Genomic DNA, 25,486 nt, shown 5'->3' with positions numbered 1-25,486 from the left:
CAGTCATCAGGAAACCGTGATCGTCAAAGCTGGTGAGCGTTTCAGAGGACCGTTGCCAGGCGGGTGCCCGGATGGCGCCTGGACCACCCGTCACCCATAGGATCTACGCAGCGGTGGGTTTCGCCCTCACCGCTTCTGTTCGCTGAACTCGTGCTTGCTGTCGTGGCCGCCGGCGAAGACGAGGATCCCGGCGATCAACGGCAGCACCGCGAGCACCAGGAGGCCGGTCGAGGTCTGGCCGGTGGCCTCCTTGACCCAGCCGATCAGATAGGGACCGCCGAAGCCGGCGAGATTGCCGATCGAGTTGATCAGGGCGATGGCGCCGGCCGCCGCCGTGCCGGACAGCCAGGCGGTCGGCAGGGTCCAGAACACGCCGAAGCAGCAGAACACGCCGACCGCGGCCACCGTCAGCACCAACATCGTGAGGGTGGGATCCGTGAGATAGGAGGAGACGCCGAGCGCGACGGCGGTGAGCAGCAGCGGGGCGCCGACATGCATGACGCGCTCGCGGCTCGCATCCGAATGCCGCGCCCACAGGATCATGGCGATGGTGCCGAACAGATAGGGGATCGCGGTGACGAAGCCGGTCTGCGCGTTGGTGAGGCCGAACGCCTTGACGATCTGCGGCAGCCAGAACTGCATGCCATAGAGCGCACCGACAAAGCCGAAATAGATCAGGCTGAGCGCGATCACCTTCGGCGAGGACAAGGCTTCGCCCAGCGAGGGATGCTTCACGGCCTGCTTGATGGCGATCTCGGCATCGAGCTTCGCCTTGAGCCAGGCCTTCTGCTCGGAAGAGAGCCAGTCCGCCTTCTCCGGCTTGTCGGTGAGATAGAACCAGGTGACGATGCCGAGCAGCACCGAGGGGATGCCCTCGATGATGAACAGCCACTGCCAGCCCTTCAGCCCCATCATGCCGTCGAGCCCGAGCAAGAGGCCCGAGATCGGCGCGCCGATCACGGTCGAGACCGGCACCGCGATGGCGAAGGCCGCGAGGAAGCGGGCGCGATATTCGGCCGGGTACCAATAAGTGAGATAGAGGATGATGCCGGGGAAGAAGCCGGCCTCGGCGACGCCGAGCAGGAAGCGCAGCACGTAGAAGCTGGTGACGCCGCTCACCACCGCCATCAGCGCCGAGATGATGCCCCAGGTCACCATGATGCGGGCGATCCAGCGGCTCGCGCCGAATCTTTCCAGCGCGAGGTTGCTCGGCACCTCGAAGATGAAATAGCCGATGAAGAAGATGCCGGCGCCCCAGGAGAAGATCAGCGGCGTGAATTTCAGCTCGGCGTTCATGGTCAGCGCGGCGAAGCCGAGATTGACGCGGTCGAGATAGGAGAAGAAGTAGGCCAGCACCAGGAACGGAATCAGACGCCAGGAGATGGCGCGGATGGTCGAGGTTTCGATGTCGCTCTTGCTGTCGCTTTTGCTGGCGCTCTTGGCGCCGCCGGCGGAACCGGCATAGGTGGTCTGGCTCATGGCTTCCCCCCGGGGTTGTTGCTTTTGTGGGCCGAGTGGGCGGTTTTGAGCATCGCGGGCAAAGAGTCAATGGAGCGAGCAATGCACGGGGCGCAGCCGGATCAAGCCATTGCGCCGACGCAGAAGGCGTCTCACTCCGCCAATTGAAACCGCTCGAAGCGATCGAGCTCGTCCTCGATCTTGCGCTTGAGCTCCTTTCGTCCCGCCGTCTTCTTGCCCTGCCCGACCCAGGTCCATTTCTGCATCAACAGCTTCTTCGCCTGCCGATCGGTCTTGAGATCGAGCGCGGCGACGATCTCGTCGCCGACCAGCACGGGCAGCGCGAAGTAGCCGAATTTGCGCTTGGCCTTCGGCACATAGGCTTCGAACAGGTGGTTGTAGCCGAAGATCAGATTGGTGCGCTTGCGCTGGATGATCAGGGGATCGAACGGCGAAAGAATGTGGACGAGATCGGGAGATACCTCATGCGGCTCCAACGCTGCGGGCGAGGCCCAATGCTCCTGCTTGCCGGCGCCCTCGATCGTAACAGGCAGGAGCTCGCCGCGGCGGACGCGCGAGGCGATCAGGCGTGCGACCGGCTTCTTGCGCGGCGCGTCGAGATGGCAGATCGAATCGAGGCTGACCACGCCCTGCGAGCGCAGCGCGCGGTCGAGCAGATAGGCCGTGATCTCGCCAGCCGACGCCGCCTTCGGCAGCTTGTCCCAGCCGAAATGGCGCGTCATCAGCTCGTACGTTTTGAGCATGCCCTGGCGCTCACTGATGGTCACGGCGCCGGTATAGAAGGCGAGCTGCAACGCCCGCTTCGACGGCTTGCGGCTCTGCCACAGATGCTCCTTCTCGACCAGCACGTCGTCATCGATGTCGCGGATCGTCAGCGGACCGGCGCGCAGCAGCCGCATCACCTTGCGCGTGTCGGCCGGTTTCACCGAAGCAAACCATTTGTGCCCCTCGCGCCGATGCTCGCGCATCGCCGGCAGGAAGAAGCGGAAATCGCTCGCCGGGACGTAGGACAACGCATGCGTCCAGTATTCGAATACGCTCTTGTCGGTGCTCTGGGCTTGGCCCAGATCGGCGCGACGATAGGACGGAATGCGGCTGAACAGGATGTGGTGATGACACCGCTCGATGACGTTGATGGTGTCGATCTGCACATAGCCGAGATGGGCGACCGCGTCCGCCACGGCCTGCGCTCCGTCGCCGAACGGGATGCGCTCGTCCAGCCGCTGGGCATGCAGCCAGATCCGCCGGGCCTGTGTCGTGGTGAGTGGAAGCGGTTTGGGCGTACGGGACATTGCAGCAGGCAATGTAGCGGGATTCGCGCCAACAAGAAGGAGGAAAGAGGACCGCGGGAGCGGCCAAAGAAAAACCGCGCTGCCACCTGCTGACAGCGCGGCGGATGACGCGCCGAAGCCTACTTCGCCATCATTGCTTTCTGCGATTTCATGTAGTGCATGCAGGCACTCTTCATCTTGCCATTGCTCATGTCGGTGCTGCCATGGCCATTTCCTTGTTGGACGCCATCTTGGCCGAGGCATCTGGCGTACCGCCTATCGCGGCGGCGGACTTCATCATGTTGTCCTTGGTGCTGGCCATCATCGCCGCGGATGCGGGTGACACGAAAGTGTGGACGCGACACAATTATCTTGCTGCGCTGCGAAGACAGGATCAGCGGCCGTCCTTCGGCGCCTTCGACCGGTCACCGAGGCTTCCGGTCGCGACATCCGGCTCGCACACGGCCTTGCCGCGTGCCTCCGCCTGGCAGCGATAAACGCTGCCGGTGAGGCGGTCGACCAGCCACATGTTCTCGTCGGTCGGCCCTTCGAGCCCGATATAGCGGGAGGTCAGCCCCGAGATCAGCGTCGACAGCAGGATTGCCACTGCGATCATCGCTGCGCCGATATAAATGGGCGTTGAGCTCAGGGACAGTGTCCGATCCGGAGGGCCGCTGCGATAGAACTGATAGTCACGCTGATGGTCAATTGGCCTCGGCACTGGACGGAACTCGGCTCCTGTCGCGGAGGGGACAAATTGTCGAATGATTGACGCGTGCTAGGCGGGCTTCTGGACGAATTCTTGTTCGCGGGCGGGCCGCGACGCGACGCCTTTGCGACGATCGGTGAAAGCGCATTTCCGGGAACCCGCTCGGGAGCAGTTCGAAGCAAACCGCGAACAAGCCAACCCGACCAAGAGTGAGCTCGGCTCGCAGTTTCGAATGTGACCAAGATCACGTCAGTGCCGTTGAACCTGCCCTAGGCTCGCGGCATCAAATCGCCATCGGGCGTAACAGCGAGGATACGACAATGACCCTTTTTGATAAGTTCTTTGGACTGAAGGCGATAACCCTCTCCGCGGCCCTGTCGATGACGGCGAGCCTTGCGCTGGCCGGCGACAACAACATCTCCGCCAGCCAGATCGTCGATGCGCTGAAGCCGAAGCCGGTGACCCGCGGCCTCTCCGTCGGTCCGCAGGCCGACACGACCGCGCAGGCCAGGGAAGCCGCCTTCCTCAACACCGTGCGCAACCGATCGACCAGGTCGCTCTCGACGGGCGAACGCGAGCAGATCGCCGAGCTCGCTGCGACCAAGCCGAAGATCGATCTGGAGATCCAGTTCGACTACAACTCGGCCGATATCGCCAAGACGTCGGTGGCCTCGGTGCAGGCGCTCGGCAAGGCTCTGTCCGATCCGGCGCTCAAGGGCTCGACCTTCGTGGTCGCCGGCCACACCGACGCGATCGGCAGCGAAGAGTACAATCAAGGGCTCTCCGAACGGCGCGCCGACACTATCAAGAAGTACCTGGTGCAGAACTACGGTCTCAACGGCAATGATCTGGTCACCGTCGGCTACGGCAAGACCAAGCTGAAGGATGCCGCCAACGGCGCCGACCCGATCAACCGCCGCGTCCAGGTCGTGAACATGGACACCAAGACGGCGGCGAAGTAACTCGCGACCGTCGGGCAAAACACGCAGCTTGCCGCAGCCCGGCAGGCGGCGATGTCATATCCAGCTTTGGAACAGCATCAGCCGGTTGAAGCCCTTCATCGAGGTGCCGATGAAGGCCGCGGAAATCGGCAGCATGATTGCAAAGGCGGCCGCGGCGACGCCGACATAAGCCCACAGCAGCCAGCGCGGCAGCCCCTCCCGGCGCAGCACGTAGACCAGCGCCAGCGACGCTGCAGTTGCAGCCGGCAGGTAGTAATAGATGAAACCCAGGGTGCGCGGCAGCAACGCCCAGGCGAGCCAGGGACCGAAATAAAATGCCGCGATCAGGAACGCGTCCCAGCGCCGCGCCACGATGAAATCGCGCAGCACCACGACGAGCGCGAGCAGCGCCGGCCACGCTACCAGCGGATTGCCGAGGAAGACGATTGCGGCGACGTGGTCCTCCGCCGTCTTGTCGAACAGGAACCACACCGGCCGCGCGAGCAACGGCCAGGACGGCCATGCGCTCATATAGGTGTGGCCGGCGATGGCCGTCGTGGTGTTGTCGGCAAAGATCCGCCGCTGCGCCTCGATCAAATCCGGCAGCGACAATCCATAGAGCGGAACGAAGGCGGCAAGATAGGCCACCGTCGGCAAGACCGCGAAGCAGAGCGCGATATGATGCAGCTTCAGGCTTGGCCAAACCTCCGGCCGATACCAATCGTCCGGCTTCGGGTCGGCGAACAGCGTGCGCCAGCCCTGCATCAAGCGGATCACCGCAACGATGACGATACACACGCCAAGCGGAAACAGGCCGCTCCACTTGCAGGCCGCCGCACAGCCGAACAGGCACCCCGCGAACGCAAACATCGCCTGGGGCCGCTCTCTGCGAAACCCATGCATGAAGGCCGCGGTCGCGAGCAGGCCAAAACCGAGCGCAAAAATGTCCAGCATTGCGATGCGCGCCTGCACGTACAGCATCTGGTTGAGGCCGGCGATCAGGGCCGCGGCGATCGCGGGTCCCTGCGCGGAAAACAGCGCAAGACCGCACAGATAGATCGCGACGATCGCGAGCGCGCCGAACAATGTCGCGGGATAACGCCAGCCAAGCGCGTTGTCGCCGAAAGTTGCGATCGATGCCGCGATCAGCTCCTTGGCCAGCGGCGGATGCATCGGATTGAGCATCGGCTGCGACATCACGGGCGCCAGCATCTGGCGCGCCGCCGGCACGTAATGCACCTCGTCGAAGACGAATTTTTCCGGCGTGGTGAGACCGATCAGCAGCGCCAGATGCGCAACCAGGAAAATCGCGACAGCAATCACTGCGCTCCGCGACACCCCTGGAACCGCGGGCGATTCGAGCATTTTTTGTGGGGCCGTCTTGCGTGGCAAATCTGCTTCACCGCTGAGAAAAAAGATAGTGGTTCTCGTCATTGAACGCATTCTGCCGCAGCTGTCACTAAGCATGACGCACGTCCCGCGCCGCTTGTGATAATTCCGCCACATCAGAAGCGCGCGCGATCCGGTACGATCAGGGGCACATCGATCGGTTGCGAAATGAATTTGCGTTTTTGGCTTTTCCCGATACTGCTCACGGCCGCAATCTGCGCGGCGTCCGGCGCCCAGGCGCAGACGCGCGTCGGCGAGGCCGTCGTGATCCAGAACGAGGTGGTGCGCGTCGCCGCGACCACGACGCCGATCAATGTCGGCGACAGCATGCTGCGCGACGAGACCGTGCGGACCGGCGCCGACAGCGCGGCGCGTTTCGTGATGGCCGACAGCACCAATCTGTCGCTCGGGCCGAGCGCCACGCTGAAGCTCGACCGCACCGTCTTCAACGACGAGCACAGCTATCGCGACGTCGCGATCCGCATGACCACCGGCGCCTTCCGCTTCGTCACCGGGCACTCCGAAAAGGCCGCTTACAAGATCACGACGCCGCTCGCGACCATCGGCGTGCGCGGCACCACACTCGACATTCTCTCGCAACGCGGGCGCTCCGTGGTCGTGCTTCAGGACGGCGCAGCCAGCGTCTGCACGAAAAGCTCTCAGTGCGTGCAACTCACCCAGCCCGGCGACACCGCGATCATCACATCGACCGGCGGCAAGGTGAGCATCACCAAGACCAACACGCCGCCCTGGACCTTCGCCGCCAACTGCGCCGCGAGCGCCGGGTTGTGCGTGATCAACCAGTACGCCGGCGCCCCGCCGACCATCACGCCCGCCGTCCAGGACGACGGCATGCTGTGCGGGCGTTGACGATGGCGAAGCTCCCGTTGAAGCGCCTCATCCTCGCCGGCTTGCTTTCCGCCGTGGCGGCGCTTGCGCTTGTCGCGTTCGATGTTCTTCCGGCGGCAGCCCAGGCGACCTGCGAGATCGAATGCAGCGAGCCGTCGCCTACGCCGACCTATTCACCGTCCCCGACGCCCTCCCCTTCGCCTAGTCCCTATCCCTCGCCGTCGCCGTCGCCATATCCGTCTCCTAGCCCGACGCCGACCGGTGCGGATTCCAGCGGCAACTCGATCGGCGGCCTCGCCAATCAGCGCTTCAACCAGATGATCACCAACCGGGTGCTCGGCACGGTGCTGCTCGGTGTCAACGAGCAGATCAATTGCAGCGATTGCATCAGCGCGTTCGGCTCGGCCGGCTCGTTCTCGGCCGGCATCCACGGCCGCAAGGAGCTGACCAAAAATCTGTCGCTGCTCGCCGGCATCGCCTACACGCAATACAACGAAGGCGGCTACAAGATCACGAGTGCGCCGATCGGCGCCTTCGCGCTACGCTATGACTTCACCGACTGGGGCTCGTCGCGCCCGTTCTTCGATGTCGGCACCATTCTGACGCCATGGGAGAAGGCACGCTACACGCGCAGCTACGACACCAGCCTCGGCCCGGTCAGCGTGACGAGTTCGACCAATGCATCGAACTACGCCGTCTACGGCCGTGCCGGCTGGATCAGCCGCCTCTCGCCGCGCGACGAGGTCGCGGCCGCGATCGAAGTCTGGCAGCTCTGGCAACGTGTGTCGGGCTACACCGACAGCGCAGTGGCGTTCAATCCATTCGACGCCAGCATCGCGACCGGCACCGACCGCACCAGCCTCATCAAGATCGGCGGCCAGTGGACGCATCTGTTCGGCAGCAACATCGAGACCAACATCAATGGCGGCTGGGTGCAGTCGTTCGCCAGCCATAGCGGCATCGTCGCCACGGTGACCGGCAACGGCGTGGTGGTGCCGACCATGGGCAACCAGGGCTGGTTCGAATATGGCGGCCGCCTCGGCTTCCGCGTGCAGAAGGGCTGGATCGTGGACCTGTTCGCCAACGGCACACTGGGCCCGCAGCCGGTGGGCAATACGATCCACGGCGGCGTGGGGCTGAGGATCAACTATTAGCGGCGGCCCGCGGCCACAAACTCTGCTGTCATTCCCCGCGCAAAGCGGGGAATGTGTCGGCTATGTCCCCGAACACCCGTCGGTCATGTCCCCGGGCTGAACATCAAGCCGGGCGATGACACCGATCTCATGGCGAGAGCATTCCGACCTTCACGCTGCCGACTTGCCCTCGAACGCGCGGCGCAAGGCTTCCACGTCCAGCTTCACCATCTTCATCATGGCCTGCATCGCACGCGCGGCCGCGGCCTTGTCGGGGCTCGACAGGAACTCGAAGATCACCTTCGGCACCACCTGCCAGGCCACGCCCCAGCGATCCCTCAGCCAGCCGCACTGCTCCTCCCTGCCACCATGGGCGAGGAACGCGTCCCAGACGCTGTCGACCTGGGCCTGGTCGTCGCAATGGATCATCAGCGAGATCGCGTGGGTGTATTCCATCTTCATGCCGCCGTTGAGCGCGACCAGCGGCTGTCCGGCCACGGTGAACTCGACCACGAGCACGGAGCCTTCCTTGCCGGAGGGCCCGTCCGAAACGTTGCGCTGGACGTGCGTGATCTCTGAGTTCGGGACCAGCGAGACGTAGAATTTTGCGGCGTCCTCGGCATCGCCGTTGAACCACATACAGGGCACGAGCTTGGACATCGTGAATGCTCCTCTTCAGGTCTTGATGGGCTTGAATCAGGCGTTCGCCATGTCGCGCTGCAGGGGGGCGGCCGCGAGGTCCATCCAGTTCACGCCCCACATATGACCATCGGGATCCTCGAAGCTGCGGCCGTACATGAAGCTGTATTCGTCTTTCGGGCTGGGATCGGGCATCCCGCCCGCAGCCTCGGCCTTTGCGACGATATCGTCGACATCGCTGCGGCTGTCCGCGGACAGGCAGAGCAGCACCTGGTTCGAAGTCCTGGCGTCCGCGATCGGCTTCGGCGTGAACTGGCGGAATTTGTCGTGGGTCAGCAGCATGACGAAAATGGTCTCGGAAAAGACCATGCAGCTCGCGGTCTCGTCGCTGAATTGCGGGTTCTTGACCGCGCCGACCGCCTCGTAGAAGGCGGTCGCGCGCTTGAGGTCGGTCACCGGCAGGCTGACGAAGATCATCTTGGGCATTGGAAGCTCCTTGGGCGGGGTTCTGCCCAAGGACGGACGACCAGGCCGCCATCCGACACCGCTTCCGACGATTTTTTGAATCCCGGTCTGCGGGGTTCTATCGCGCCGCGCCCGCGCCCCTGAAGAGTCTTACTTCTTCTCGTTGGGATCCCGGTGCACCGGGTCGATCCACAGCACGGTCTCGGGCTTCTCGACCGGCTCGATGTCGAGGTTGATCGCCACCGCCTCGCCGTCGCTGCGCACCAGAACGCATTCCAGCACCTCGTCCGCGCTGGCATTGATCTCCTGGTGCGGCACATAGGGCGGGACGAAAATGAAGTCGCCGGGACCGGCTTCCGCCGTGAATTGCAGGCTCTCGCCCCAGCGCATCCGCGCCTTCCCCTTCACCACATAGATGACGCTTTCGAGATGGCCGTGATGATGCGCGCCGGTCTTGGCATCCGGCTTGATGCTGACCGTGCCCGCCCACAATTTCTGCGCCCCGACGCGGGCGAAATTGATGGCGGCTGCGCGGTCCATGCCTGGCGTCGACGGCACATTGGTATCGAGCTGGTTGCCGGGAATGACGCGCACGCCGTCATGTTTCCAGCGATCGTCGTGATCGTGGTCATGGTGGGAATGCGAGTGGTCATGGCCGGTCATTGGACTTGCTTTCTGTTGGTTCCGTGCGCGGCAAAACTAACCCAAAGGCGCAGCCGCAAGCCATACCAAAATCGGAACGCTGCCAGCTGCCGAGCGTTGTCGCACCGAGCAAGATGGAAGGAGCGTTTCATGGGTAGCACGAGCGACAAGATCAAGGGCAACGCCAACGAGGCGATCGGCAAGGCCAAGCAGGGCGTCGGCGAGGCCACCGGATCCGACCGCATGAAGGGCGAAGGCGCGGTGCAGGAGGTCAAGGGCAAGGGTCAGCAGGCCATGGGCGATGCCAAGGACGCCGCCAAGGATGCGATGGATCGCGCCGCCGCGGCGGCACGTCGCGCGGCAGAGTAACGCGCGTAAGATCGAAAATGAAACAAGACCGGCCGGCAGGCCGGTCTTGTTGTTTGAGCCGTCATTCCGGGGCGCGAAGCGAACCCGGAATCTCGAGATTCGGGGGTCGGTGCTTCACACCGCCCCGGAATGACGGCTAGGCCGTCACTTCACCGCGAGCAATTCCACGTCGAACATCAGCGTCGCGTTCGGCGGGATCACGCCGCCGGCACCGCGCGCGCCATAGCCGAGCTGCGGCGGGATGATCAGCGTACGCTTGCCGCCGACCTTCATCGAGGCCACGCCTTCGTCCCAGCCGGCGATGACGCGGCCCTTGCCGATGGGGAATTCGAATGGCTCCTTGCGATCGAGCGAGGAGTCGAATTTCTTGCCCTTCTGGCCGTTCTCATAGAGCCAGCCGGTATAGTGCATCACGCAGATCTGACCGGGCTGCGGCGAAGCACCGGTGCCGACGGTGGAGTCGATGATCTGCAAGCCTGAAGCTGTGGTCATGGTCTTTCCTGCGGTCTGGGCCGAGGCCGTGGTGGAAGCAAAATGCGACACGCCCGCGATCACGGTGATCGCGAGTGCGGACATCAGGGCGAGGAGCACGCGCCGGAAACGCTGCATAAGGCACCTTCCGTTTGAGGCGGGAGGTGTCTAACCCAACGCCGTCGCCGTTTCCACCCCTTAGATCTCGATATTTTCCAGCCGCACCGGCAGCTTGCGGATACGCTGACCGGTGGCGTGATAGAGCGCGTTGCAGACCGCAGCATTGGTGCCGACATTGGCAAGCTCGCCAAGGCCCTTTGCGCCCACCAGGTTGATATGGTCGTCCTGCTCGGAAAGCATGATCACCTCGACGCCGGGCACATCGGCATTCACGGGCACGAGGTAGTCGGCAAGATTGTCGTTGACGTAGCGCGCATTGCGCTCGTCAATCTCGGTGGCCTCCAGCAGCGCCGAGGACATGCCCCAGATCAGACCGCCCATGAGCTGGCTGCGCGCGGTGCGCGGATTCATGATTCTGCCCGCCGCGAACGCGCCGACCAGGCGGGGACAGCGGATTTCGTGTGTGAAGCGGTTGACGCGGACCTCGACGAACTCCGCCCCGAAGGCGTAGGCGATCTGGTCTTTCATGGCGTGACCGCCGATCAACCGCACGTGACCCGTGTGCATGGCCTGGAAGGAATCCAGCGGCGCGCCCTCCGGCTTCCACTCGCCATACTCTTCGACCACGCCGACGCCGAGCGCATCGAAGGCCTTGTCGAGATCGAGCGAGCGATCGCCTCTCGCCGCCTGAGTCGACGGCGCCGGGCTGATGCCGACGGTCTCCTTGGCCTTGTCGGCGAGGCTGTCGCTCGGCATCACCGCCTTGAACAGGCGCTGGCGGATCTGGTCGCACACCATCATCACCGCAGAACAGGTGCTGGCGGTCGAGTTCGAACCGCCCGCCACCGGCGCCGGCGGCAGGTCGCTGTCACCGATGAAGACTGCCACCTTCTCGAGCGGTACGCCGAGCCGCTCAGCCGCGGTCTGGGCGATGACGGTATAAGCGCCGGTGCCGATCTCGTGCCCGGCGATCTCGACGCGGGTGCGGCCGTCGCGCTGCAGGCGCACGCGCGCGGCGGACGGCGCCATCTGCGTCGGATAGCAGGTCGCGGCGCAGCCGTAGCCGATCAACCAGTCGCCGTCCGACATCGATTTCGGCTGAGGCGAGCGTTGCGCCCAGCCGAACGCTTTTGCGGCTTCGTCGAAACAGGCCATGAGCGAGCGCGACGTGTAGGGCTTGCCGTTGATCGGCTCGTTCGTGGTGTCGTTGATGCGGCGAAGCTCGATCGGGTCCATGTCGAGCTTGACCGCAAGCTCGTCCAGCGCGCTCTCCAGCGCGAACAAATACGGCACCTCGGGGGGCGATCGCATGAAGCCGGGCGTATTGCGATCGGCGCGCACGATCGAGACCAGGCTGTCCACATTCGGGCAAGCATAGAGCCGCGTCGTCGTCTTGGTGCCGCCGACGCAATAGGCGTCGGGGCGCGAGGAGACTTCGGCCCCCTCATGCCTCAAAGCGACCAGCCTTCCGTCCCGGTTCGCACCGAGCTTGATCTCATGCCGCGTCTCGGCGCGATAGGTCGCAATGGTAAAGCCCTGGTCGCGGGTCGGGACCAGCTTGATCGGGCGGTTCAGGCGCTTGGCAATGCCGGCGATGATGGCAGTCCGGGGCGTCATCGAGCCGCGCGAACCAAAACCGCCGCCGACATAGGGATTGACCACACGCACCTTGTCGGCGTCGATGCCGAGCTGCTCGGACACGCCGTTCTTCAGGCCATGGACGTACTGACTGCCCTCGTAGATGACGAGATTGTCGCCCATCCAAACGCAGCTGGTCGTGAACAGCTCCATCGGATTGTGATGCTGCGTCGGCGTATCATAGGAAGCGGTGAGCTTGACCTCGGCCGTCTCGAACGCCTTGGCGAAGTCGCCGACCGCGGGGTCTTCCTTGAACTGCGCGTTCTGTCCCTTGGCGGCTGCCATGGTCGTCCCCCGCGAGTCGAAGCTCGCGCTCGGCGCCGCCGCGGTGTAGCTGACCTTGACGCGATTGGCCGCCTCGCGCGCCGCCTCATAGCTCTCCGCGATGACCACGGCGATGATCTGGCCGTCATGCGCGATTTCGGCCGACTTCAGCGGCTGGATCGTGGTGCCGGCATAGCCGCCGTTGCTGAAGAGTTTCGATTCCTTCAGCTTCGGAGCGTTCTCGTGCGTGACGATGTCGATCACGCCGCGGACGCGCCCGGCATCGTCGAGGTCGAAGCGGTCGATACGACCCTTGGCGATGGCGCTGGTGACCAGGAATGCGTAGGCCGGATTGTCCAGCGGCATGTCCGAGGCATAGGTCGCCCGCCCCGTGACCTTTGCGGCCGCATCATAGCGCGGCACGGATTGGCCCATATTCGCCTTGGGCTCGGGAGCTGCAGCGGTCATGGTCAGATCTCCATCGTTACGGCCTGCTGAAGCGCACGAGCCACCACACGCTTGCCGAGCGCGATCTTGAAGCTGTTGTGCCGACGGCCGCGGGCGTCCGCAAAGGCGGCCTCGGCGACGCGCTGTCCCAGCGCTTCATCGAACTTCTGCCCCTTCAATAGCGCCTCCGCCTCGCGCGCCCGCCACGGCACGGTGGCGACGCCGCCGAGCGCGACGCGCGCGTTCCGGATCGTGCCGTCCTGCACATCGAGCGCGATCGCGGCCGATGAGAGTGCGAATTCGTAAGATTGTCGGTCGCGTGCCTTGAGATACACCGAGCGCGGCCAGCGTCCGGAAATGGAGAACGCCGAGATCAGCTCGCCAGGCTGAAGCGTGGTCTCAATCTCAGGCGTGTCGCCGGGGGCCTTGTGCAACTGGGCAAAGGGCATCGTGCGCGTACCGGCCTTGCCCGTGATCTCGACCGTAGCATCCAGCGCGATCAGCGCCTGGGCAAAATCACCAGGATAGGTCGCGATGCACTGATCGGAGGTACCGAGCACCGCATGCATGCGATTGACGCCGTCCATTGCGGCGCAGCCAGACCCGGGATTGCGCTTGTTGCAGTTTTCATAGGAGACATCGCGGAAGTAATTGCAACGCGTCCGCTGCATCACATTGCCGCCGAGCGTCGCCATGTTGCGCAGCTGGGCGCTGGCGGCGAGCTTCAGCGAATCCGCGATCACCGGATAGCTGCGCTGAATCTCGGCGTGGGCGGCCACGTCGGACATCTTTGCGAGCGCGCCGAGCCGCAAGCCATCACTGCCTGGCTCGATCGCCGACCAGGCGCGCGCCAGCGGATTGATATCGACGATCGTGGCGGGCCGCATCACATCCAGCTTCATCAAATCGATCAGCGTGGTGCCGCCGGCAAGCGGTTGCGCCGTCGCTTTCGTCAATGGATTGTTGGCGGCCGCTGCGGCGCCGAGCGCCTGCACGGCCATATTCGAGTCTGATGCTCTCTGATACAAGAACGGTCGCATGCGCCTAGCCTTTCATGATCTCGGGCGCGGCCTGCTTCACGGCGGCGACGATGTTGGGATAGGCGGCGCAGCGGCAGATGTTGCCGCTCATATATTCGCGGATGTCGGCCTCGTTTCCCGCATGCCCCTCCTTCACGCAGGCCACGGCGGACATGATCTGGCCAGGCGTGCAGTAGCCGCACTGGAATGCGTCGTTGTCGATGAAGGCCTGCTGCATCGGATGCAGGCGGTCGTCGGTGGCGAGGCCCTCGATCGTCGTGATCTCCTGCCCTTCGGCGGCGACCGCCAGCGTCAGGCACGATACCACCCGGCGATCATCGATCAGCACCGTGCACGCGCCGCACTGGCCGTGGTCGCAACCCTTCTTGCTGCCGGTGAGCTTGAGATGTTCACGCAGCGCATCGAGCACCGTGGTGCGTGCGTCGAGGCTCAGGTGCTTGTCCTCGCCGTTCACCCGCAGCGTGACCTCAACGGGAAGCGACGGATCCTGCGCGAGGGGCGCATTTGCATCCTGCGCGGCCGCGCGCGCCGTCATCGGAACCAGCACACTTCCGGCGGCACCGGCCATGAAGGCGCGCCGATCGAATCCAGATGGTCGGGAACTTGATTTGTCGGACATGGGCCGGCCTCCGCCGCTATCGAGAAAAGCAGCGCACGCCTGCACCGCTCATCGCCGCATAACTTGGAGCAATGAGTGCAGTTCCGAACGAGAAGGGGCGGCGCTGCAAATGCCGCGCCGCCCCTCGTCAACTTTTCCTGATCGCGCGTCCTGATCTCGTGCGCGGAACCCCGCGCGAGCTCAATAGCCGAGCGCGCAGCCGTCCTTGCGCGGATCGGAGCCGCCGGTGAGCGTGCCCTTGTCCCAGTCGATCCAGATCGCCTGGGCGCCGCCGAGCGGGCCGACAACGCTGGTGGTCTTGTGGCCGAGCTTCTTCAAACCTTCGACAATCGCAGCCGGCACGCTGTCCTCGAGCTGGTACTGGCCCTCGTAGTGCAGGCCGCGCGGCATGTCGATCGCCTCCTGCACGTCGCAGCCGTAATCGAGCATGTTGGTCAGCAGATGAGTCTGGCCGGTCGGCTGGTACTGGCCGCCCATCACTGCGAAGGACATGGTGGAACGGCCACCCTTGGTGAGCAGGCCCGGCATGATCGTGTGCAGCGGGCGCTTGCCACCTTCGATGCAGTTGGGATGACCGGGCTGGATGCGGAAACCGCCGGCGCGGTTCTGGAACAAGACGCCGGTCTTGTTCGAGACGATCGCCGAGCCGAAGGAATGCGCGACCGAGTTGATGAACGAGCAGACGTTGCGGTCCTTGTCCACCACCGTGATGTAGATGGTCGAGGGGTTCATCGGCGGCGCGACGTTCGGCAGGTCGAGCATGCCGTCCATGCGGATCTTGCTGATGTACTCGTTGGCAAAGCCCTTCTCGAGCATCTCGGCGACATTGATCTTCATGTGCTCGGGAGAAGCGACGTGCATCTCGCGGTTCATGTAGGCGATGCGCGCGGCTTCCGCCTCGAGATGGAAGCGCTCGACGCTGACGGGCGCGTACTTGGTCAGGTCGAAGCGCGACAGGATGTTGAGCATCAAGAGCGCGGTGACGCCCGGGCCGTTCGGCGGGCACTGCCAGACGTCGTAGCCCTTGTACATGGTACCGATCGGCGTGGTCACTTCGGTCGTGTGCGCGGCGAAATCGTCGAGCGTGTGCAGGCCGCCGATGCCGCGCAGCGTCTCGACCATATCCTCCGCGATCTCACCCTTGTAGAAGGCGTCGCGGCCGTTCTTGGCGATCGCGCGCAGCGTCTTGCCGAGTTCGATCTGGCGGATGATGTCGCCGGCCACCGGCGGCTTGCCGCCGGGCAGCAGGTAGCGCACGGTGTTGGTGCCGTTCTTCAGCTTCTCGAACTGGTTCTTCCAGTCGAAGGCGATGCGGGGCGCGACGACATAGCCCTCCTCGGCCGCCTTGATCGCGGGCTGGAGCAGGCGGTCGAAACCGAACTTGCCGTGGTCGCGCAGCACGGTCGCGAAGGCGTCGATCACACCGGGGATCGAGACCGCATGCGCCGAGGTCAGCGGCACGGAGTTGATCTTGCGCTCGAGATACCAGTCGGCATTCGCCGCCTTGGGCGCGCGGCCGGAGCCGTTATAGGCGACGATCTTGCCCTCGCCGCGCGGCTGGATCAGCGCAAAGCAGTCGCCGCCGATGCCAGTCGATTGCGGCTCGATCACGCCGAGCAGGGCCGAGCCCGCGACAGCCGCGTCCACCGCCGTGCCGCCCTCACGGAGCACCTCGATCGCGGCGAGCGACGCCTGCGGATGCGAGGTCGCCACCATCGCGTTGGTGGCATGGACCGTGGACCTGCCGGGGAAATGAAAGTTTCTCATCGAATGTCTTGCTCTCTTGGCCGTCGGCGCGGGTGCGCGCCATCTCGAAAACCGCGTCTACATGACACATTCCCGCCCGGCGGGGCAATGCTGGCATACCAGGCAAATGGCTGCCATCCGCTGGGCGTATGGATTTTCGAGGCAAACCGCCGTGCGGGTTTTCCGGAGGGCCGCCGCCTGCTAAACGAGCCGCCATGTCTGATCGGAATTCGACAACCAAGGTCGCGGCCTTCTATCAATTCGTCGCCCTCCCCGATTACCGCGAGCTGCGCGAGCCGCTGCGCGCGTTCTGCGCTGGCCTTCATCTGAAGGGCAGCGTGTTGCTGGCGCAGGAGGGCATCAACGGCACGGTCGCCGGTGCGCCGGAGGCGATCGACGCCTTCGCCAGCGAGCTCGCACACGGCAACATGTTCGGCGGCCGGCTCGACAATCTCGAATTGAAATTCTCGACTGCGGAAGCGATGCCGTTCGGGCGCCTCAAGGTGCGGCTCAAGAAGGAGATCGTCACGCTCGGCGACGAGACTGCCGACCCGGCCCGCCAAGTGGGCACCTATGTCGATGCCGCCGAGTGGAACGCGCTGATTGCGACGCCCGACACGCTGCTGCTCGACACCCGCAACGCCTTCGAGGTGGCCATGGGGACATTCGAGGGCGCGGTCGACCCCGGCATCAAGAGCTTTGGCCAGTTCAAGGATTTTGCCGCAGCCAGCCTCGATCCGGCGCGGCACCGCAGGATCGCGATGTTCTGCACCGGCGGCATCCGCTGCGAGAAGGCAAGCGCGCATCTGCTCGCCCGCGGTTTTGCCGAGGTCTATCACCTCAAGGGCGGCATCCTCAAATATCTCGAGGAGGTGCCGGAGACGGAGAGCCGCTGGCGCGGCGAATGCTTCGTGTTCGACGAGCGCGTGGCGCTCGGCCACGGCTTGCGCGAACGGGGCCTGCGCGAACAGGAATTGGGGCACGGCCGTGACCGATGAGATCAAGACGCTGAGCGAGCGCATCGACACGCTGGAGACGCGCCTCGCCTACCAGGACGACACGATCGAGACGTTGAACCAGACCATCACCGCACAATGGAAGCAGATCGACGCGTTGACGCGGCAGATCGCTCAGCTCAATGAGCGGCTCCAGGAGGCCGAGGCAAACGCGCCCGGACCTGCCAACGAGCGTCCACCGCATTATTGAGATCTCGTGCCCCGGGCACGCAGCGTCGCGTCCCGGACTCATCGCGGCTTATTGACCAGACGCCTTGAGCATCACGCTGGCCACCTCACCCGACATCACCAGGCGGTCGCGGCCTGCGTCCTTGGCGGCGTAGAGCGCCCGGTCGGCAGCTTCGACCAGCGAGGCCACCCCCGCCGTGCGCTCCAGCACCGGCCGGCAGGTCGCACCGCCGATCGAGGCGGTGACGCATCCGGCCGCCAGATTGGTGCGATGAACGAGGCCGGCATCGTGAATCGCGCTGCGGATCCGCTCGCCGACCCCTGCGCAGCTGGCGGCATCGATGTTCGGCAGCAGCACGGCGAATTCCTCGCCGCCATAGCGCGCCGCCAGATCGCCGGCGCGCTGCGTTTCGGCCGCGATGATTTTTGCGATCCGGCGCAGGCAGGCATCGCCGGCGGGATGGCCGTATTCATCGTTGTAGGCCTTGAAGTGGTCCACATCGATCATCAGCAAAGCAAGGCTGGAGCGGTCGCGATAGGCGCGGGCCCATTCCTCCTTCAGCCGCTCGTCGAAGCGGCGGCGATTGGCGAGGCCGGTGAGGCTGTCCTCGATCGCAAGCATCTCGAGCCTGGTTTCCAGCTTCTTATGCTCGGTGACGTCGCGGGAGATCGCGACCACGCCGTCGATGCGGCCATTGTCCTTGCGTGTGACCTGCATGGTCGATTCCAGCCAGATTTCGCCGTTCTGCCGGTGCGAGTTGCGATAGGTGAGACGCGCCTCCTCCTTCTCGCCACGCTTCATGGCGTCGACGATCGCCTGGACCTCCGGCAGATCCTCCGGATTGATGCCTGCAAGAGCCGGCGTACCGATCAACTGATCGGGACGCCAGCCGACGATGCGGACCGAGGAGGGCGAGACGTAGCGCAGCCGCTCGTCGAGCCCGATGCGCGTCACCATGTCGCTGGAGCCTTCGGCGAGCAGGCGGAAATGCGCCTCCTTCTCGGCCAGCGCGACGGCCATGCGCTGGCCCCGCTGCAACTGCCGCACCAGCACGCCGCCGATGACCGCGATCAGCATGACCAGCGCGAGCACGTAGAGCATGCGGGAGATTGCCGCGGCGCGCCAGGGCACGAGCAACTCGTCCTTGTCGACGGTGGCGAGCAGCAGGAGCGGGAAGCGGCTGCTGCGATTGAAGAAGCTGACGCGCTCGGCACCGTCCAGCGACGACTTGAAATGATAGGCACCCTTGGGCCGTTGCAGATCCGGCTCGCGGAACAACGGCTTGTCGGAGACGCTGCGTCCGACGAATGTCTCGTTGCTGGGATTGCGCGCGATGATCAGGCCGTCGCCGTGCATCAGCGCCACAGCGCTGTTGCGGCCGATCTCGAACTGCTCGTAGAAATGCGAAAGATAACCGGAGCTGGTGGTCGCGAGCACCACGCCGCCGAAGCTGCCGTCCTGCTTGTTGAAGCGGCGCGACAGGGTGATGACCCACTCGCCGTCCAGGAGGCTCTTCACGGGACGGCCGACATGGGCCTCGCGCTTCGGCGAGAGCTGGTGATATCGGAAGAACGCATCGTCGCTGAAGGTCGAGCCGATCGAACCGGGCGAGGTCAGCGAATTGCCCTGATCGTCGATGATGGCGAGGCTGTGGATGCGCGCGATCGCCTTCTTGCGCGCTTCGAGGAGGTTGCCGAGCTTGGCGATCGTGGCCGCTCCAGTGCCATCCATCTCCAACCGGCTGACCACGCCGACGACGCCGGAGTCCAGGAGATCGAGGCTATCCTCGGCATGCTGTGTCAGCGAACGGGCGACGTTCGCCATCTCCGCCTCGGCGGCCTTGAGGACCGCGTCACGTGCCGCCCATTCGCGCCAACCGCTGACGCCGAGGATGGTCGCGCAGGTCAGCACGACGAAAGCCGCCGCGCGCAGCGGCAGACGGCTCCATCCGGCTCGTTGGGTAACAGCGCTCATGCGGCAGGGTTCTCCGATCGACGGGAGACTCTGCCGCTTGTGTTATTGAAGTCTGAAATCACGACCGGAATACGCGGCGACTCCCCCGTTTCCAGTAGTCTTACGGACGCAATGATCCAAGCATCGCTAACAAGACATTAGCACGCCTATCGGAGTCCGGCGCGCGATGCTGCTAGCTGAAGATGGCCTTAACCTTGTCCCAGAATGAGGAATGCTCGGCATCCGCATCGGCCTTCGAAGGCGTCGGCTGTGCGGCGCTTACGGGATCTGAAGCCGGGAACGTATCCTTCAGCCCGGCGTCGAGCTTGGCATTGCGATCGGCAGCGAGGGCCTCGCGCAGATCTTCGGCGTGCTTGTCGTGCGGGGCGGGATTGAATGTCTGAGCCATGAGATCCTCCTCCATTCGCCGGTCAACGCGGCGCATTTGCCTCGGTTCCCCTGTTCCGCTCGGGCCTTTGGCGGTGTATCAGGAACCTCAAATCTGCATCAGGACAGTTCGTGCCCCAGTCTGCAAAAAAGCCTTTCATCGACGTGCTCTCCGGCCAGCGCCAGACCGTCCCGCCGACATGGATGATGCGTCAGGCCGGGCGCTACTTGCCGGAATATCGCGAAGTGCGCGCCAAGGCCGGCGGCTTCCTCGATCTCTGCTTCAATCCAGAGCTTGCCGCCGAGGTCACGCTGCAACCGGTCCGCAGATTCGGCTTCGACGCGGCGATCATCTTCTCGGACATCCTCGTGATCCCCTATGCGCTCGGACGCTCGGTGCGGTTCGAGGTCGGCGAGGGCCCGCGGCTCGAGCCGCTCGACGATCCGGCAAAGGTCGCGACGCTGGCGCGGCGCGCTGATCTCGGCAAGCTTCAACCGGTGTTCGATGCACTGAAGATCGTGCGCGACGCGCTAGATCCCAGGACCGCGCTGATCGGCTTCTGCGGGGCGCCGTGGACGGTGGCGACCTACATGGTCGCCGGCCACGGCACGCCGGACCAGGCGCCGGCCCGGATGATGGCGTACCGCCATCCCGAGGCATTCTCCAAAATCATCGACGTGCTGGTCGACAGCTCGATCGAATATCTGCTGGCGCAGCTCGCCGCCGGTGCCGACGCGTTACAGATCTTCGATACCTGGGCCGGCGTGTTGCCGCCAACCGAGTTCGCGCGCTGGTCGAGCGAACCGACGCGGCGCATCGTGGCGGGCGTGCGTGCGAAGGTGCCGGATGCGAAGATCATCGGCTTTCCGCGCGGGGCCGGCGCGCTGCTGCCCGCTTACGTCGAGGCAACCGGCGTCAACGGCATCAGCATCGACTGGACCGCGGAGCCGGCCTTCATCCGCGAGCGCGTGCAGAGCAAGGTCGCGGTGCAGGGCAATCTCGATCCGCTGGTGCTGATCACAGGCGGCGCCGCGCTCGACCGCGCGGTCGACGACGTGCTGGCCAATTTTGCGCAAGGGCGGCTGATCTTCAATCTCGGCCATGGCATCCAGCCGGAGACGCCGATCGCTCATGTCGAGCAGATGATCAAGCGGGTGCGGGGATGATCTTTCCGCCTCTCGGGAGGCGCAAACAAAAAAGTGCGAAAACAACCCCATGCACAGTAGAGAGACCACGCCCGATCAATGACTTAGCGCGCGCTGAAATCAGATGAGACGTCATCGCACCAGATCGCGCCGAGGTTTGACTCGTCGGGCAAAACAGGAGCAGTATGGCATCATCGCGCGCTGCCCCGCTTCGAGAAAGGCCAGCGTGCCAACCGGCTCTTGGTGCAGCGGGTTAGACGACGGCTCCTCATCACACCAGTCATTGCGAGCCAGCGGGTCCACGCGAAGCGCGGCCCGATGACGGGCTCAGCGAAGCAAATCCAGAATCTTTCCGCGGGTAGCAGTCTGGATTACTTCGCTGCGCTCGCAATGACGACGGCGGTCGCGGAAAGCGCGTCAGCGCGGGCGGCTGCGCTCGATGATCTCCGCCGCACCCTTCACCAGCAGATCGAGCCCTACCGCACGGCCGAGCTCGCGCGGGCGATTGGCCGGGCCCGTGCACGAAGCTTCGATGATGGTGTTGCCGGAGAGGTCGAGCACCGAGGCGGTGAGCGACATCTGATCGCCTGATATGGTCGAGAAGCCCGCCACCGGCGAATTGCAATGACCGTTGAGCACCCACAGCACCTCGCGCTCGGCATCGGCTGAGGCGTGGGCCAAGGGATCGTCGATCGATGACAGAATTTGTCGCGTCTGCCAGTCCCGCGCCGCGCATTCGACCGCGACGATGCCCTGCCCCGCCGCCGGCAGCATCTCCGCCGCGGTGAATTCGTGCGCAATGCGGCTCGACAGACCGACGCGATCGAGGCCCGAACGCGCCATGATCAGCGCATCTGCCGGCCCCACCGCACCGCCATCCGGCAGGCGCTGCTTCTCACCGTTGTCGAGTTTTCGCACGCGGGTGTCGGCGGCGCCACGGAAATGGATCACTTCCACCTCCGGGAACAACCGCCGTGCATAAGCCGCCCGGCGCACGGCGTTGGTGCCGATCTTAAAACCCTTGCCGCGCGACTGACGCAGCGCCTCCAGCGTTACGCCATCGCGCAGCACCAGCGCGTCGCTCGGCGGATCGCGCGACAGCGTGGCGCCGATGACGAGGCCGGGCGTGTCCTCGTTGCCCGGCATGTCCTTCAGCGAATGCATCGCCGCCTGCAATTCGCCCGAGAGCACGGCGGCGCGGATCTGCGCCACGAAAGCGCCGCCCTTGCCGCCATGTGGCAGCAGCTTGCTGGTCTGGTCCAGATCGCCCGTGGTGTCGAACTTGACGATCTCGACGTCGAGACCCGGCACGGCGGCGGTCAGGCGGCGCGCGATCTCGTCCGTCTGTGCCAGCGCCATGGCGCTCTTGCGGGTGCCGATATCTTCAGTCGCGTAGCCAAGCCGCTGTCCTTTCTAGCCGCAAATCAACGCGCCTCCTCTAATATCATGTCGGAAGCCTTTTCAGCGATCATGATGATCGGCGCGTTGGTGTTCCCCGACACGAGGTCCGGCATGATCGAGCCGTCGACGACACGAAGGCCGTCGAGCCCCCTCACCTTCAGCCGCTGATCGACCACGGCAAGCGCGTCATTGCCCATACGACAGGTCGAGGTCGGATGGTAGATGGTGCTGCCGCGCTCACGGCAGAAATCGAGCAGCTCGGCATCCGTGGATACCTTTGGCCCGGGATCGTACTCGCTGACCACGAACGGTTTCAGCGCCGGCGCGTTCAGGATCTTGCGCAGGATTTTCAGACCCTCCACGTTGGTGGTTCGGTCGGTCTCGGTCGACATGTAGTTGATGCGGATCTCCGGCGGCACGGTCGGGTCCGCGCTCTTGATGCGCAGGGAGCCGCGGCTTTCGGGCCGTAGCTGGCACACCGAGGCGGTGAAGCCGGAGAAATCATGCAGCTTCTCGCCCATCTTGTCGGTCGAGAACGGCAGGAAGTGCACCTGGATGTCTGGCGAAGCCAGCCGCGGACTGGTCTTGAAGAAGGCTCCGGCCGTGCCCGCCGCGATCGTCAGCCAGCCCTTGCGGAACAGCGCATAGCGCGCGCCGGCCATGGTGCGACGAAGCGGATGGTTGATGGTGTCGTTGAGCGTGATCTTCTGCGAGCAGCGCATCACGATGCGGACTTGCATGTGGTCCTGAAGGTCGTGACCGACGCCCGGTGCGTCCAGCACCACCTCGATGCCGTGCTTGCGCAGGAGATCGCCAGGGCCGACGCCGGAGAGCTGGAGCAGTTGCGGCGAGTTGTAGGCCCCGCTCGACAGCACGACCTCCTTGCGCGCCCGTGCGCGGCGCAAGGCAGCGCCTTGGCGGTACTCGACACCGACGGCGCGGCGTCCCTCGAACAGGATGCGTTGGGCGAGCGCGCCCGTCTCGATCTTGAGGTTGCCGCGGGCCTTGGCAGGGCCGAGATAGGCCACCGCCGCGGAGGCGCGGCGACCGTTGCGCGTCGTGGTCTGGAACAGGCCGACGCCTTCCTGCATCGCGCCGTTGAAATCAGGGTTGTAGGGCAGACCGGTCTCGACGGCAGCATCGATGAAAGCCTTCGATAGCGGATCGGTCACGATCATGTTGGAGACCGGCAGCGGTCCGCCCGTGCCGTGATAGTGATCGGCGCCGCGCGACTGGTTCTCGGCCTTCTTGAAATAGGGCAGCACGTCGTCATACCCCCATCCCGTGTTGCCGAGCTGGCGCCAGCGGTCATAGTCCTCGTGCTGACCACGGACATAGAGCAGGCCGTTGATCGAGCTCGAGCCGCCCAGCGTCTTGCCGCGAGGCTGGAACACCTGGCGGCCCTTCAACTCGGGCTCCGGCTCGGTCTGGTACATCCAGTTGACGCTCTTCTCCTTGAACAGCTTGCCGTAGCCGAGCGGGACGTGGATCCAGATGTTGGAGTCCTTCGGGCCGGCCTCGAGCAGCAGCACGCTGTGCTTGCCGTTCGCAGAGAGCCTATTGGCCAGCACGCAGCCGGCAGAGCCGGCGCCGACGATGACGTAATCGAATTCGGGATCGTTGAGTGCGAGAGAGGAATTTGCGTTCATGCGCTACTGTTCTTTTTGTTGGTATGGCGTTTCCAGTTCGTCACTTCACCTCTCCCAGCGGAGAGAGGTCGGTTTGCGCACGGCAATGCGCGGCATCGTCCGTAGCAATCCGGGTGAGGAGCCGCAATGGCAAGTGAGACCGTAACCCCATCCACATCACTCGCTCCGCATTAACACAATCATGCGCGCACGCGCAGTGCCTCGACCAGCGACTTGAACGCACGGGCATATTCCGCGCCTGCCCTTGCGATATCGGCACGGCCGGCGCAGGCGACCGCGGCCTCCGTCACGGCGCCGAGCAGCAGCCGCGCTAAGGGCTCGACCGGCTGCCGCGCGATCAGGCCGGCCTCCATCGCTGCGGAAAGCGCACGCGGCATCTTGCCGCCGAAGTGCTGCGCGTCGATCTCGCGCCAGCGTTCCCAGCCGAGCACGGCGGGACCGTCGCGCAGGATGATCTGGCCGGTCGGGCCCTTGGCGGTCGCGGCAAAGTAATGCTGGGTGCCGGCGACCATCGCGGCGAGCACGTCCTTCTCTGCCCGCGCCGTGCGGTCGATCTCGGCAACGAGGTCGCGCGAGACCTGATCGAACACGGCTTCGAACACCGCCTCCTTGGTCTTGAAGTGATGATAGACCGCGCCCTTGGCGACGGAGGCGCCTTCGGCGATCTCGTCCATGGTAGTGGCGGCAAAGCCTTGCGTGCCGAACAAGCGGCGCGCCGCCGTCAGGATCGCTTCCGTCGTCGCCGCCCGCCGCTCCGCCTGTTTCGCCATGGCTCTCGTCTTGCGTCCACCTCTCCCCGACGGGGAGAGGTGTTCCGAGTTCTTGGCTCGCATCGATTCAAACTCACTCCCCCTCTAATCGAATTCAGCGCGGACGGCCAGTTGACTTTTCGACCATCGGTCGGTGTTTACCGACTATAAGTCGGTTTTAATCGTGAGGTCGCCATGCCGAGCCGTGACATCGTCGAAGCCTTTGCGAAACTGCTGGAGGACGGGGACTTCGTCGGCGCGATCGAGCAATTCTATGCGCCCGATGCTGCCACCTACGAGAACAACGCCGAGCCGACGATGGGGCGCGACAAGCTGGCGGCAAAGGAGCGCGGCGTGCTGACCGCTTTCAAGGAGGTCAAGGCCGTCCGCGTCGCCCCGAGCCTGATCGAGGGCGACCACGTCGCCACGCGCTGGGTTTTCAGCTTCACCAATGCCGAAGGCGTCGTCCGAACGCTGGACGAGATCGCGTGGCAGGCCTGGCGGGGCGATGAGCTGATCGAGGAACGGTTCTATTACGACCCGAAGCAGCTGGGGCGGTGAAGCCCCGAGCTGCTGTCATCGCCCGGCTTGACCGGCGATCCAGTACTCCGAGACAGCTGTGATTGAGGACAGCTGTGATTGAGCCGAGAAGCCGCGGCCTACTGGATGCCCCGCATGCTCCTTCCGTTACATCCGTAACGCAAGACGTCGCATTTGTATCGATTTGTTATCGATACCTTGCTTTGAACACGCAGGAGTGGTCGCAGCCAAGCTGGCTGGCGTGG

Annotated in this window: 25 protein-coding genes and 1 pseudogene; 8 read left to right on the top strand and 18 right to left on the bottom strand. The window is 64.6% G+C overall.

The window, feature by feature from the left end; all coding sequences use genetic code 11:
- Positions 1–126 precede the first annotated feature (126 nt).
- The 4 genes and pseudogenes from P6U28_RS03305 to P6U28_RS03290 form a co-directional block, all read right to left on the bottom strand.
- Entirely contained in the window at positions 127–1,479 is a 1,353-nt protein-coding gene (locus tag P6U28_RS03305; protein ID WP_407121734.1) for an MFS transporter, read from the bottom strand.
- Positions 1,480–1,610: 131 nt separating this feature from the next.
- Entirely contained in the window at positions 1,611–2,771 is a 1,161-nt protein-coding gene (locus tag P6U28_RS03300) for a winged helix-turn-helix domain-containing protein (protein ID WP_407121733.1), read from the bottom strand.
- 119 nt (positions 2,772–2,890) lie between these two features.
- Positions 2,891–3,117 (bottom strand): annotated as a pseudogene (locus P6U28_RS03295) (hypothetical protein).
- Positions 3,118–3,144: 27 nt separating this feature from the next.
- A complete protein-coding gene (locus P6U28_RS03290; RefSeq protein ID WP_122404888.1) occupies positions 3,145–3,366 on the bottom strand; it encodes a hypothetical protein in 222 nt (73 codons plus the stop codon).
- 413 nt (positions 3,367–3,779) lie between these two features.
- Between P6U28_RS03290 and P6U28_RS03285 the strand changes: the two genes are divergently transcribed.
- The gene (locus P6U28_RS03285) at positions 3,780–4,421 is read left to right on the top strand and encodes an OmpA family protein (protein WP_407121732.1); all 642 of its coding nucleotides are present in this window, start codon (positions 3,780–3,782) and stop codon (positions 4,419–4,421) included.
- A 54-nt stretch (positions 4,422–4,475) separates the two neighbouring features.
- Here the strand turns inward: P6U28_RS03285 and P6U28_RS03280 are convergent, their stop codons facing one another.
- Positions 4,476–5,906, bottom strand: coding sequence for a phospholipid carrier-dependent glycosyltransferase (locus P6U28_RS03280; protein ID WP_407121731.1), 1,431 nt, complete (start codon positions 5,904–5,906; stop codon positions 4,476–4,478).
- A gap of 51 nt (positions 5,907–5,957) precedes the next feature.
- Here P6U28_RS03280 and P6U28_RS03275 point away from each other — a divergent pair, with 51 nt between their 5' ends.
- Entirely contained in the window at positions 5,958–6,659 is a 702-nt protein-coding gene (locus P6U28_RS03275) for a FecR domain-containing protein (RefSeq protein ID WP_407121730.1), read from the top strand.
- A gap of 2 nt (positions 6,660–6,661) precedes the next feature.
- Positions 6,662–7,792 (top strand): hypothetical protein, encoded by a 1,131-nt coding sequence (locus tag P6U28_RS03270; RefSeq protein WP_407121729.1) that lies wholly within the window; start codon positions 6,662–6,664, stop codon positions 7,790–7,792.
- Positions 7,793–7,942: 150 nt separating this feature from the next.
- On the opposite strand, the gene P6U28_RS03265 is transcribed toward P6U28_RS03270, so the two are convergent.
- The 3 genes from P6U28_RS03265 to P6U28_RS03255 form a co-directional block, all read right to left on the bottom strand.
- Positions 7,943–8,431, bottom strand: a complete 489-nt coding sequence (locus P6U28_RS03265) for a VOC family protein (protein ID WP_209296485.1) — start codon at positions 8,429–8,431, stop codon at positions 7,943–7,945.
- Positions 8,432–8,467: 36 nt separating this feature from the next.
- Positions 8,468–8,896, bottom strand: coding sequence for a VOC family protein (locus P6U28_RS03260; RefSeq protein ID WP_209296484.1), 429 nt, complete (start codon positions 8,894–8,896; stop codon positions 8,468–8,470).
- A 129-nt stretch (positions 8,897–9,025) separates the two neighbouring features.
- The gene (locus tag P6U28_RS03255; RefSeq protein ID WP_129144981.1) at positions 9,026–9,538 is read right to left on the bottom strand and encodes a cupin domain-containing protein; all 513 of its coding nucleotides are present in this window, start codon (positions 9,536–9,538) and stop codon (positions 9,026–9,028) included.
- 129 nt (positions 9,539–9,667) lie between these two features.
- Between P6U28_RS03255 and P6U28_RS03250 the strand changes: the two genes are divergently transcribed.
- Positions 9,668–9,886, top strand: coding sequence for a CsbD family protein (locus tag P6U28_RS03250; protein WP_122404896.1), 219 nt, complete (start codon positions 9,668–9,670; stop codon positions 9,884–9,886).
- A gap of 144 nt (positions 9,887–10,030) precedes the next feature.
- Here P6U28_RS03250 and P6U28_RS03245 read toward each other — a convergent pair whose 3' ends face one another.
- From P6U28_RS03245 to ggt, 5 genes are all read right to left on the bottom strand, one after another.
- Positions 10,031–10,495 carry an FKBP-type peptidyl-prolyl cis-trans isomerase gene (locus P6U28_RS03245; protein WP_122404897.1) on the bottom strand — a complete coding sequence of 155 codons (465 nt, stop codon included), beginning with the start codon at positions 10,493–10,495 and terminating at the stop codon, positions 10,031–10,033.
- A gap of 60 nt (positions 10,496–10,555) precedes the next feature.
- Positions 10,556–12,847: a xanthine dehydrogenase family protein molybdopterin-binding subunit gene (locus tag P6U28_RS03240; RefSeq protein ID WP_407121728.1), complete on the bottom strand. Its 2,292-nt coding sequence runs from the start codon at positions 12,845–12,847 to the stop codon at positions 10,556–10,558.
- Between the two features lie 2 nt (positions 12,848–12,849).
- Entirely contained in the window at positions 12,850–13,866 is a 1,017-nt protein-coding gene (locus P6U28_RS03235; RefSeq protein ID WP_407121727.1) for an FAD binding domain-containing protein, read from the bottom strand.
- 4 nt (positions 13,867–13,870) lie between these two features.
- Positions 13,871–14,434, bottom strand: coding sequence for a (2Fe-2S)-binding protein (locus P6U28_RS03230; RefSeq protein ID WP_245509612.1), 564 nt, complete (start codon positions 14,432–14,434; stop codon positions 13,871–13,873).
- Positions 14,435–14,665: 231 nt separating this feature from the next.
- Positions 14,666–16,252 carry a gamma-glutamyltransferase gene (ggt, locus tag P6U28_RS03225; protein ID WP_407121726.1) on the bottom strand — a complete coding sequence of 529 codons (1,587 nt, stop codon included), beginning with the start codon at positions 16,250–16,252 and terminating at the stop codon, positions 14,666–14,668.
- Between the two features lie 194 nt (positions 16,253–16,446).
- Here ggt and P6U28_RS03220 point away from each other — a divergent pair, with 194 nt between their 5' ends.
- The gene (locus tag P6U28_RS03220; protein WP_407121725.1) at positions 16,447–17,229 is read left to right on the top strand and encodes a rhodanese-related sulfurtransferase; all 783 of its coding nucleotides are present in this window, start codon (positions 16,447–16,449) and stop codon (positions 17,227–17,229) included.
- Positions 17,219–17,437 (top strand): SlyX family protein, encoded by a 219-nt coding sequence (locus P6U28_RS03215; protein WP_407121724.1) that lies wholly within the window; start codon positions 17,219–17,221, stop codon positions 17,435–17,437. The genes P6U28_RS03220 and P6U28_RS03215 overlap by 11 nt, the downstream gene beginning before the upstream one ends.
- 48 nt (positions 17,438–17,485) lie before the next feature.
- On the opposite strand, the gene P6U28_RS03210 is transcribed toward P6U28_RS03215, so the two are convergent.
- A complete protein-coding gene (locus P6U28_RS03210) occupies positions 17,486–19,390 on the bottom strand; it encodes a diguanylate cyclase (protein WP_407121723.1) in 1,905 nt (634 codons plus the stop codon).
- A gap of 172 nt (positions 19,391–19,562) precedes the next feature.
- On the bottom strand, positions 19,563–19,778 hold the full coding sequence (locus tag P6U28_RS03205) for a hypothetical protein (RefSeq protein ID WP_122406831.1): 216 nt from the start codon (positions 19,776–19,778) through the stop codon (positions 19,563–19,565).
- 110 nt (positions 19,779–19,888) lie between these two features.
- Here P6U28_RS03205 and hemE point away from each other — a divergent pair, with 110 nt between their 5' ends.
- Positions 19,889–20,923 (top strand): uroporphyrinogen decarboxylase, encoded by a 1,035-nt coding sequence (gene hemE, locus P6U28_RS03200; RefSeq protein ID WP_407121722.1) that lies wholly within the window; start codon positions 19,889–19,891, stop codon positions 20,921–20,923.
- A 396-nt stretch (positions 20,924–21,319) separates the two neighbouring features.
- Here hemE and hemC read toward each other — a convergent pair whose 3' ends face one another.
- The 3 genes from hemC to P6U28_RS03185 all read right to left on the bottom strand — a co-directional run bounded on the left by hemC (position 21,320) and on the right by P6U28_RS03185 (position 24,722).
- The gene (gene hemC / locus P6U28_RS03195; RefSeq protein WP_407121721.1) at positions 21,320–22,261 is read right to left on the bottom strand and encodes a hydroxymethylbilane synthase; all 942 of its coding nucleotides are present in this window, start codon (positions 22,259–22,261) and stop codon (positions 21,320–21,322) included.
- A gap of 65 nt (positions 22,262–22,326) precedes the next feature.
- Complete coding sequence (locus tag P6U28_RS03190) at positions 22,327–23,952, bottom strand: GMC family oxidoreductase (RefSeq protein WP_407121720.1); 1,626 nt, start codon at positions 23,950–23,952, stop codon at positions 22,327–22,329.
- 179 nt (positions 23,953–24,131) lie between these two features.
- Entirely contained in the window at positions 24,132–24,722 is a 591-nt protein-coding gene (locus P6U28_RS03185) for a TetR/AcrR family transcriptional regulator (RefSeq protein WP_122404907.1), read from the bottom strand.
- A gap of 174 nt (positions 24,723–24,896) precedes the next feature.
- Between P6U28_RS03185 and P6U28_RS03180 the strand changes: the two genes are divergently transcribed.
- Positions 24,897–25,262 (top strand): nuclear transport factor 2 family protein, encoded by a 366-nt coding sequence (locus P6U28_RS03180; protein ID WP_407121719.1) that lies wholly within the window; start codon positions 24,897–24,899, stop codon positions 25,260–25,262.
- Positions 25,263–25,486: the final 224 nt, after the last annotated feature.

The organism is Bradyrhizobium sp. STM 3561, assembly GCF_045571455.1.
Classification (GTDB): Bacteria; Pseudomonadota; Alphaproteobacteria; order Rhizobiales; family Xanthobacteraceae; genus Bradyrhizobium; species Bradyrhizobium vignae.
The sequence above is the reverse complement of the archived record's forward strand: the minus strand, read 5'-3'. Positions and strand labels throughout refer to the sequence as shown.